This is a genomic window from Myxococcus sp. AM010 (assembly GCF_013372585.1).
Lineage (GTDB): Bacteria > Myxococcota > Myxococcia > Myxococcales > Myxococcaceae > Myxococcus > Myxococcus vastator.
Genome location: NZ_JABXEO010000147.1, coordinates 1 through 9,190, shown reverse-complemented (window position 1 = coordinate 9,190; position 9,190 = coordinate 1). Strand labels below are relative to the sequence as shown.

The window sequence follows — 9,190 nt, the reverse complement described above, 5'->3', positions numbered from 1 at the left end:
CGGAGATGTGTACAAGGGACAGCTCTGGGGTGACGGGGGGCTCGCCGGCTTGCTGGAGCGCGGGGAGCACGAGGAGGCTGGCGGCCAGGAGGCCCGCGGCGGCGCCGCAGAGCTTGAGGACGGCGGCCAGCGGGCTGGGCGGAGGCGGCGGTGGCGGCGCCTGGAAGGTCCGCTTCCGGGGCGCCCCGGCGAGCCCGGGCCCGGGCTGGGCCGTGGGCGGCTCGGCGGGCTCGGCTTCCTGGGGCGTCTGCGCCTGGAGGTGGGCCAGCTCCTCGGTGCGCCCCATCAACGACTGGGACCAGGCCTCGTTGTCGGATGACGCCTCCGTGACGGGGCCGCGGGGAAAGGGAGGGGTGTTCACGTGAGGTCGCTTCCTGGGGAGAGGGCTCAGCCGCCAACGACGCGGAACACTTCGCGCAGCGACGTGTCGCCCGTGCGTGCGCGTTCGACGCCCGCGGCCAGCAGGGGCACCATGCCCTCCTGGACCGCGAGCTCCTGGATGCGGGAGCTGGGCACCTTGGCGTTGATGGCGTCGCGGATGCCCTGGGAGACCACGAGCATCTCGTAGATGGCGGTGCGGCCCAGATAGCCGCTGCCCTCGCAGCGCTCACACCCCACGGGGCCGAAGAAGTTCCCGCGCCGGATTCCGGCGGCGTCCAGCCGCACCGCCTCCTCGGGCGTCAGGGGCAGGGGGGCGCGGCAGTGGGGGCAGAGGCTGCGCACCAGGCGCTGCGAGAGGGTGGCGACCGTCGCGGAGGCGAGCAGGAAGGGCTCCACGCCCATGTCGATGAAGCGGTTGAACCCGCCCGCGGCGGAGTTGGCGTGGATGGTGCTGAGCAGCAGGTGGCCGCTGAGCCCCGCCTGGATGGCCGTGCGCGCCGTCTCCGAGTCGCGAATCTCACCCACCATGATGACGTTGGGGTCCTGCCGCAGCACGGCGCGCAGGCCCTGCGCGAAGGTGAAGCCCTGCGCGGCGTTGACCTGCGTCTGCGCGAAGAGGGGGACGTCGAACTCGATGGGGTCTTCGATGGTGGCGATGCGCGTGAGCTCGCCGCGCGACTGCTGGATGTGGCCCAGCGAGGCATACAGCGACGTCGTCTTGCCGCTGCCGGTGGCGCCGGCCACCAGGACGAGGCCCTGCGGCAGCGCGAGCAGCTCCTGGTACTTCGCGAGCAACGCGTCGGGGAAGCCGAGCGCGGGCAGCTGGGGCAGCCGCACGCCGGTGCGGGCGATGCGCAGCGCCACCGCGGGGCCGTGGTTGGTGGGGAGGATGGACACGCGGATGTCCGCGGGCCCGTCGTCCGTGGTCCACGGGAAGTGCCCGTCCTGGGGCTTGTCCAGGTCGTACAGCGCCAGCCTGGCGAGGACCTTGACGCGGTTGATGAGCCGCGAGTGGTGCTCGCGCGGGAAGGAGAGCACCTCCTCCAGCACGCCGTGCAGGCGGAACGCGATGCGCGTGCCCGACTCCAGCGGATGGATGTGGATGTCGCTGGCGCCCAGGCGGATGGCGCCGTCCATCAACTGGCCCATGAAGGCGATGATGTCCGGGTCCGGCTTCGCGGCGATGCGGCGCAGCCGCTGCCCCAGGTCCTTGAGCAGGGTCCTGACGGCGGTGGCCGTGTCGTGGGTGAGCACCTCGAGCGGGGAGATGCTGGGGCCCTTGGGCAGGGGCTTCGGCCGGGGCGCGCGGTGCCGGGCGCGGCGCGCCACCACGCCGGAGGTGTAGCTCAGCCCGAACGCCAGGGCCACGCTGCCCGCGAGCAGCGGCGACAGCACGCCCTGGAGGTAGCTTCCGCCTTCCTGGAGGAGCATGGCGGCGCCCAGCGACGCGTGCCGGTAGGCCCACAGGCCGACGCCGCCCACCACCACGAGGACCGCCAGGGTCCACAGCAGGCTCGCGATTCGATTCATCAGCGCGGTCATCAGGCGCCGCACGCTACCACCGGGGTCGGCGTGCTCTCAAAAGGACTCGGCGAGTGGGCGGCGGCCCCGGAGGCCAGGACGGGTGGGCGTGTCCTGACCCCCTGGGAACCCCTGTGCGGCTCAGCTCTCGGCTTCTTCCGAGGCCTTGTCGTCCTGCTGCTGGTCACATGCCGGAGCGGCGCCGTCGGACGCCTTCTTGTGGCCCGCGGAGGCCCGCGGGTCGCTCTTCGCGCAGTTGCCGACGCACGAGAGGCCCGCGGTCCCGCACCTGGAGCGCTCGTCGCCATCCATGCAGAGCGTGTTGCACGGCTTCGAGCAGTCGCAGACCTCGTAGCATTGCTGCGCCTGCGCGCCAGGGGCAAAGGTGAGCGCGAACAGGAAGGAGGCACCCGCGAGGAACTTCGTCAGCGTGTTCATGATTGCTCCTGTGAAAGACAGCCAGGTCACGGCCCTTCATGGGCCGCGAATCCAGGTGTACTTGCGCAGGGTGATGAGAGCGTGACGGGGCGGGAGCGGGCTCAGCGCTCCTCGAACATGGCCTGGATGACGCGCCAGGCCAGCTCGACCTCGCGGCCCGAGCGCACGGACAGGAAGTCGCAGATCTCCGCCACGGCGTTGGAGCGCTCGCGTTCGAAGCCCTGGAAGAGCGTCTTCAAGGAGACGTCGAGCCCCTTGGTGAGCTTGCCCAGGGTGTCCAGGGACGGAGAAAACGAACCGCGCTCAATCCGGCGGATGGCGTCCACGGACAGGTCGCTGCGTTCCGCGAGCGCTTCCTGCGTGAGCTCCCGGGACGTCCGGAGCTTGCGCACGTGGTCGCCAAACCGGCGGTGCAACCGCGTCCAGTTCGCGACCCTGTTGTTCCGTTTCTCCATAAGAGGGAGCGGATAATTTGGGGTATCTCGGTCGCATGTGAAGGGAGGATGTTCGGGGCTTGACCTTGCATTTGCGCCGGGCCGTTTCTCCCGCAACTTCCGTTGACTCACGGGCATCCACTCCACCGCGGCCACGAACGCGGAGTGCGGGCTTTGGGGCTGCTCCTCCAGCAGGCGGGGAGCCGTCGGCCGGGAACATGCGCACGCAGGGGCTTTCGTCTACGCTGCCTCCTACATGACGCATTCGGAAGTCGGGCGGAGCGGCCGGCGGACCTGGTTCCCGGTCCTGCTCGGTGGCCTGTTGACCGCCTGTGACATCGGGTCCTCGCCTCGCGCCGCCACACCCCCTGCTTCCGCGCCAGAGGCACCGGTCGCGCGCCCCGTGGAGCCGCCGCCCGCGCCAGAGGTTCGCCGGCAGCGGCCTGTCCGCCCCGAGCGGACCGCCGAGCTCCAGGCCCTGGCCGAGAAGCTGGGCGCGCCCGGGGCGAGCGTGGAAGACCCCTGCGTGGCGCCCCTGGGGAATGGCTGCGCGCGCACGGCGCTGGCGCCCTTCTTCGCCTCGCTGGATGCGCTGGCCTCGGGGACCGCGACCCGCCCCGTGGTCATCGAGGCGTTCGGCAACTCGCTGATTGCCGGGGACCGCATCGTGGACGTCCTGCGCGACGACCTGGTCACGGCGTTCGGAAGCGCGGGTCGGGGCGTGTTGCTGGTGGACCGCATGGCCCCCTACGGCGGGCGAGGCCGCACCAGCGCCAGCAGCAGTGGCTGGCAGCCGCGCACCCTGGGCGAGCTGCGCGCGCCCCCGCACGCCTTCGGCATCACCGGCGTGTATCACCTGGCCACGCGCGCCAAGGCCCGCAGCCGGTTCAAGTTGGACGGCGAACCCCGCGGCACGCTGTGGTGGCTGGACGTGCCAGGCGCGGGCGCGCTCAGCATCTCCAGCGGCGGCGAGGTGCTCGCGCGGACCGAGCCCACGGGGAGCGGCGCGTCGCGCGCCACCCACTTCGAGCTGCCCGAGGACGCACAGATGCTGGACGTGGTGGCCGAGCGGCAGGGCGCGGTGGTGCAGGGCGTGGTGTTGCAGCACGCGCGGCCCGGCATCGTCCTGGACACGCTGGGCGTGCCTTCGTCGGATGCGAGCCTCTATGCGCGCATGGACGGCGCCACGCTCACGTCCCAGCTCGCGGAGCGCGCGCCCCGGCTGCTCGTCTTCTTCCTGGGGGGCAACGAGTCCAAGCGCATCGAATGGAAGCGCCTGGACATGGAGAAGCTGCGCGCGGACCTGCGGACGCTGCTCCGCCGCGCCCGGGAGGCGGCGCCCGGCAGCGCGTGCCTGCTGGTGGGGCCCATGGACGCGGTGAAGGGGCCCGGCGCGAAGGCCCAGGCGCTGTCGCAGCGTCCCTCGCTGGAGGCGGTCAACGCCGCCGAGCGGGAGGTCGCGCTCGCCGAAGGGTGCGCCTTCTTCGACTTCTACGCCGCCATGGGCGGAGCGGGCGCGCTCGCGCGCTTCCATGCGTCCGGCTACATGCATGACGACCTGGTGCACCCGCGCGGCGCGGGCCTGGACGTGCTGGGGCACCTGGTCACCGACGCGCTGCTGCGCGCCTATGTGGAGACGCCGCCGCCCGCGCGCGGTGTCGCGGCGTTGATGCCCATGCCGCCGGGGGTGGGCGCCGCGCCCGCCGGGGCGTCCGAGCCCACCGCGGAGGCCACGCCATGAGACTCGCGTTCGTACGGTATGGCGCCGCGGTGCTCCTGGGGCTCGCGGGGCCCGTGTCATTGGCGGCGCCTCGGGCCGCGCTGGAGCCCGTGTGCGAGGCCGTCAGCGCCGACGCCGAGCAGTCCCCTCGGGCCTTCTCCGACGACGTGCGCGGCGCCCTGGACGCGGTCGTCCGGGCCGAGCTGTCGCGGGGGGCTGTCGCGGGGCTGTCGGTGGGCGTGAGCCGCGGCGCGGAGCGCTGGGTGTGCGCCTATGGCTACCGTGACGTGGGCCGCAAGCTGCCCGCGACGCCGCGCACCACGTACCGCATGGCGTCCGTCACCAAGTCCTTCACGGCGGTGGCGGTGCTGCAACTGGTGGAGCAGGGGAAGCTGAGCCTGGACGCGGACATCTCCACCCTGGTGCCGAACTATCCGGCCAGGCAGTGGCCCGTCACGGTGCGCGACCTGCTGGGCCACGTGAGCGGCGTGCCGACCTATGACGGGGTGGCGTCCACCCGCAACACGAAGGCGATGAGCACCCAGGCGGCCATCGCCGTCTTCGCGGGCAAGCCGCTCGCCTTCGAGCCGCGCACCCGCTACCTGTACACGACGTGGGGCTACAACCTGCTGGGCGCGGCGGTGGAGACGGCCTCCGGCCAGTCCTACCGCGACTACCTGCGCGAGCACATCTTCAAGCCCGCGGGCATGCCGAACGCGGACCTGGACATCACCGCCACGCGGGACGCGCACCAGGCCAAGGGCTACCGCGTCCAGGGCACGGCGCTGAAGCCGTCGCGCTTCCTCGACGTGTCCAGCCGCTTCGCCGGCGGTGGCACCCGCGCCACCGTGGGGGACATGCTGGGCTTCGGCCGCGCCGTGCTGGCGCACACCCTGGTGTCGCGCGAGACGATGGGCCGCATGCAGACGTCCATGGCCACCACCGACGGACGCCTCACTGACTACGGCATGGGCTTCGCGACGTATCCGCTGCGCGGCCACTACGTGGTGGCCCACGCGGGCGGTCAGCCCGAGACGACCACGATGCTGATGATGCTCCCTGCCGAGGACACGGTGATTGCCCTGGCCTCCAACGTGGAGGGCGAGGCGCGGCGCATGCGCCGGCTGTCCATCCGGTTGATGGAGCAGGTGCTGGAAGAGGGCGACACCCGCCGCGAGGCCTACGTCGCGGACCCGGTGGACGCCGTGGTGCACGAAGGGCTCACCCGCGTCGCCAGCTATGGGCTGGCCTATCACCAGTGGGCCACGCGCGGCCCGGGCGTGCTGCCGGAGGAGACGGACCTGCCCGGCGCCTTCGCCCAGGTGTCCGCGATGCTGAACCGGAAGGAGGTTGGCCGGGACACCCGCGCGGCGCTGGAGCGCGTCCGAAGCGGGCACGACCCACGCTCGCGCGCCCTGTTCATCCGAGTGGGCGCGCACATGGCCCGCACGTTGGAGAAGGTCCACGGCGCGGAGCGGCTGAAGGCCTACACGCTCGAAGGCCCGCTGGCGTTCTTCGAGGACTACCTGGCCGCGGGTGACGCGAAGCAGGTGCCCGAAGCGGAGCGCATCGGCGAGCCGCTGCGCGCGGACGTGCTCCGCCTGGCCGCGAGCTGGGAGCGCGCGCGGCTGCCCGCGCTTCAACGCCTGCGGCTGGACGAGGAGAAGAACCCGGAGGCGCACTGGGCCGCGCTGCGCGAGTCCGTGGCCGCGTCGCCGGGGTTTCATCCGGATTACTCGGATGAGCTGCTGCGCATCGCGGAGGGCTTCGCCTGGCGCAGGCAGCCCGCGGCGCGGCGGCGCTGGCTGGAGCGGGCGGTGGAGCTGCAGCCCCGGGGCCTGGATGCGCGCTGGGCCCTGGCCGAGGCGCTGCTCGCGGCGAACCCGGAGGAGCCCGTGCTGCCGCAGCTGCGCGAGGCCGTGGCCACGCCGCAGGGCGTCCTGGCGCTCGCGCCCCGGAGCTTCCTGAAGCGCCTCTTCACCGCGGAGTCCACCGCGGTGGCGGCGGGCCTGCTGCGCGCGGGCGTGGCGCTGCACCCGGAGGCGCCGGAGCTCTGGGAGGCGTTGGCGAAGCGGGAGCAGCGCCTGGGCCGGAAGGCGGCGGCCACCAGGGCCCTGCGTGAGGCGAAGCGGGCGCGCGAGGCGCCGAAGCCCGTGGTGGCCCCGGCACCCGACGTCCCCGAGGCTCCGGGCGCCAGCGGCCCCGTGCCGGATGACCACGGGCTGGTGCCCGCGGGGAAGTGAGCGTCACCGCTGGAGCGCAGGCCTCCGGCGGAGCGGGCTCACTTCGTCGGACGCGGCGTCACCTTGCCAAACAGGGTGCAGGTCGTCGCGATGGGCTTGCCCTTGTAGTGGGCGGGCTTGAAGCGCCACTGCTTGACGAGCTCGCGGTTCTTCGCGTCCAGGCTCAGTGCAGGCTTGAGCATCAGACAGCCCGTGACCTTCCCGTTGAGCTTGAAGGTGCACGTGAGCATGTAGGTGGTCTCGTCCTCGTCGAGGTGAGCGAGCCGCGCAGGGTCGAACTGGAGGTCCTCTCCGCTGATTCGCTCGGGGCGCATCGGCGGGTGGCCGCAGGGGATGGGCGTGCCGCGGTCCATGTTCTTCTCGAAGGCCTCCATGTCGCGCTGGATTTCGGCTTCGAGCGCCTTCGGGTCCTGCGCCGCGGGCTCGGCGGCCAGGGCGGGCGAGGACAGCAGGAGGAGGGAGACGAGGCCGGGCAGGTGCATGCGCTTTCCCTTAAGGCGCCGTTGGGGGAGCGCGAAAGCGTGATTCCGACAGCAGGGGCGTCCCGGCGCGCACCCATGCGAGGATGGGGGCACGTATGCGCATCCCGTGTCCCCGTTGTCAGTCCTTTGTCGTCCCAGGCGCGCAGAGCTGCGCGTGGTGCGGCGCGTCTCTGCTGCAGGAGGCCACGCCAGGCTCCGCCGACCCCGTGTGTGCCGTCCACCCGGAGCTGCGCAGCCTGCATGCGTGTGGCCGGTGCGGCAGCTTCGCGTGCGCGCGGTGCCTGCGGAAGGGGGCGCGAGACGAGCCCCTGTGCGCCGCGTGTCATGACCGCGTGCCCGCGGATGCCCTGCCGTGGGACCGGCGCGATGAGCTGGGGACGCCGCGGGCGTACTGGCAGACGTGTGTGGCGGTGATGCTGCGCCCCACGGCCACCTTCGAGCGCGCGCGGCCGGTGGGTTCGGTGGGCAGCTCCCTGGGGTTCGCGGCGCTGTCCAACCTGGCCGCCTCCTTCACCACGGCGCTGGTCTACCTGGCCATCCTCCTCGCCATCCCGTCGGCGATGACGGAGGGCGACAACGTCTCCGCTCACGGGCTCCGGCTGGTCGGGCTTGGGGTGTTCGGGGCGATGATGGTGATGGCGCCCGTCATGGGCATGCTCGTCGCGCTCATCAACGCCGCGCTGGACCACGTCGTGTTCCGGATGGACGGCACCGGTCAGCCCTTCGAGGTCACCCTGCGCGCCAATGCCCTGTCGATGTCGCCCTACCTGATGGGCCTGATTCCCTTCTGTGGCATATATGGCGCACCCCTATGGGCCCTGGGGCTGCGCATCTTCGCGTACCGGAGCATGCACCGCACGACCTGGGGCACCGCGGTGCTGGGGGCCCTGGCGGTGCCGCTGCTCTCCTGCGGCCTGCTCTTCGCAGGCTACGCGGTGGTGGCGGTGGTGGGCGCGGCCACCGGCTTCGGCAAGTAGCGCGGGGCGCTACGGCGCCGTCACCGCGGTGGTGGGCGCCGCCGCGGTGACGGTCCGCTGCTGGGGCCAGAAGCGCGCGCCGTGGACGTTCTCCAGCGCGGCGATGCGCTTCTTCGTCTTCGCGTCGTAGACGCGGGCGGCCTGCTCGGCGGAGACCAGCAGCAGGCGTCCGCGCATCCGCAGCGCCACGGCCGACGTGGGCGCGAGCGCCAGTTGCTCAGGCTCCACCAGCCGGTCGTTCACCTCCCAGCGCAGTGGGAGCATGAGCGTGGGCAACTCGCCCGCGGCTTCCCAGGCATAGAGCGGACCCTGGTGCGTCTCCATGGAGACCCAGATTCCGTAGGCCGTGTGGCCCCGGTCCTTCACCACCGCGTCCAGCCGGGCCGCGTCTTTGTTGCCTTCTTCCAGCGCCGACTCGGAGAGCCGGTCCGCGTCCTGGCTGAAGGTGGAGGACGTCAGCCGGCTGGCCGTGGTCAGGGCTTCCGTGCCCAGGGCGCCGTCCATCTCGTACAGCGTGGCCACCGTCTCCAGGTGCTTCCACTGGCCGGCCTCGTGGCGGTACGCGTGCGCCAGGCCCGGGCTGCCGTCCGCCTCGGGGAGGAAGAAGCGCTTGCCGTCGAAGAGGAAGTACTCACGGCCGCTGTCCATCTTCCGCGGCAGGTCCTCCAGGTGTGACACCAGCGCGACGACGTGACCCGCTTCGTCGAAGCCCAGCGTGTCGGTGTGGCCGAGCTCGGGCAGCAGCAGCCGGGTGCTCTGGCCGGACTCGAAGTCCACCTGCCAGGCGCGCGGGGGCAGCTCGCCGTTGCCCCGGTCCACCACCAGGCCCTGCCGGCCACGCGGCCCCCAGGCCAGCTTGAGCCGCTCACACCCCGCGTCCACGGTGGCGAGCGGCTTGCGTGTGCCCGCCGACTCATGGCGAATCCAGGTACAGCCCGAGGGCGACGCGGCTTCGAGGAAGGACAGCGTGTAGCCCTGTATCTTATACACATCT

8 protein-coding genes and 1 pseudogene are annotated in these 9,190 nt (G+C 72.2%); 3 read left to right on the top strand and 6 right to left on the bottom strand.

What is annotated here, in order from left to right:
- The 4 genes and pseudogenes from HV826_RS35085 to HV826_RS35070 form a co-directional block, all read right to left on the bottom strand.
- A pseudogene (locus HV826_RS35085) lies at positions 1 to 361 on the bottom strand (hypothetical protein); the annotation flags it as partial.
- A gap of 26 nt (positions 362 to 387) precedes the next feature.
- Complete coding sequence (locus tag HV826_RS35080) at positions 388 to 1,911, bottom strand: GspE/PulE family protein (RefSeq protein WP_255217565.1); 1,524 nt, start codon at positions 1,909 to 1,911, stop codon at positions 388 to 390.
- Positions 1,912 to 2,043: 132 nt separating this feature from the next.
- Complete coding sequence (locus tag HV826_RS35075; protein WP_176421379.1) at positions 2,044 to 2,340, bottom strand: hypothetical protein; 297 nt, start codon at positions 2,338 to 2,340, stop codon at positions 2,044 to 2,046.
- Positions 2,341 to 2,441: 101 nt separating this feature from the next.
- A complete protein-coding gene (locus HV826_RS35070; RefSeq protein WP_368671062.1) occupies positions 2,442 to 2,732 on the bottom strand; it encodes a helix-turn-helix domain-containing protein in 291 nt (96 codons plus the stop codon).
- 445 nt (positions 2,733 to 3,177) lie between these two features.
- Here HV826_RS35070 and HV826_RS35065 point away from each other — a divergent pair, with 445 nt between their 5' ends.
- Positions 3,178 to 4,515: a GDSL-type esterase/lipase family protein gene (locus tag HV826_RS35065; RefSeq protein ID WP_407938454.1), complete on the top strand. Its 1,338-nt coding sequence runs from the start codon at positions 3,178 to 3,180 to the stop codon at positions 4,513 to 4,515.
- Positions 4,512 to 6,737 carry a serine hydrolase domain-containing protein gene (locus HV826_RS35060; RefSeq protein WP_176421376.1) on the top strand — a complete coding sequence of 742 codons (2,226 nt, stop codon included), beginning with the start codon at positions 4,512 to 4,514 and terminating at the stop codon, positions 6,735 to 6,737. The genes HV826_RS35065 and HV826_RS35060 overlap by 4 nt, the downstream gene beginning before the upstream one ends.
- 38 nt (positions 6,738 to 6,775) lie before the next feature.
- Here the strand turns inward: HV826_RS35060 and HV826_RS35055 are convergent, their stop codons facing one another.
- A complete protein-coding gene (locus tag HV826_RS35055) occupies positions 6,776 to 7,219 on the bottom strand; it encodes a hypothetical protein (RefSeq protein WP_176421375.1) in 444 nt (147 codons plus the stop codon).
- 95 nt (positions 7,220 to 7,314) lie between these two features.
- Here HV826_RS35055 and HV826_RS35050 point away from each other — a divergent pair, with 95 nt between their 5' ends.
- Positions 7,315 to 8,196, top strand: a complete 882-nt coding sequence (locus HV826_RS35050; RefSeq protein WP_176421374.1) for a YIP1 family protein — start codon at positions 7,315 to 7,317, stop codon at positions 8,194 to 8,196.
- Between the two features lie 9 nt (positions 8,197 to 8,205).
- Here the strand turns inward: HV826_RS35050 and HV826_RS35045 are convergent.
- A partial coding sequence (locus HV826_RS35045; RefSeq protein ID WP_176421373.1) for a hypothetical protein occupies positions 8,206 to 9,190 on the bottom strand: 985 nt, incomplete at its 5' end.

Coding starts and splice junctions, on each gene's coding strand:
- HV826_RS35075 (WP_176421379.1), bottom strand. CDS start 2,340: ATGAACACGCTGACGAAGTTCCTCGCGGGTGCCTCCTTCCTGTTCGCG.
- HV826_RS35050 (WP_176421374.1), top strand. CDS start 7,315: ATGCGCATCCCGTGTCCCCGTTGTCAGTCCTTTGTCGTCCCAGGCGCG.
- HV826_RS35055 (WP_176421375.1), bottom strand. CDS start 7,219: ATGCACCTGCCCGGCCTCGTCTCCCTCCTCCTGCTGTCCTCGCCCGCC.
- HV826_RS35080 (WP_255217565.1), bottom strand. CDS start 1,911: ATGAATCGAATCGCGAGCCTGCTGTGGACCCTGGCGGTCCTCGTGGTG.
- HV826_RS35060 (WP_176421376.1), top strand. CDS start 4,512: ATGAGACTCGCGTTCGTACGGTATGGCGCCGCGGTGCTCCTGGGGCTC.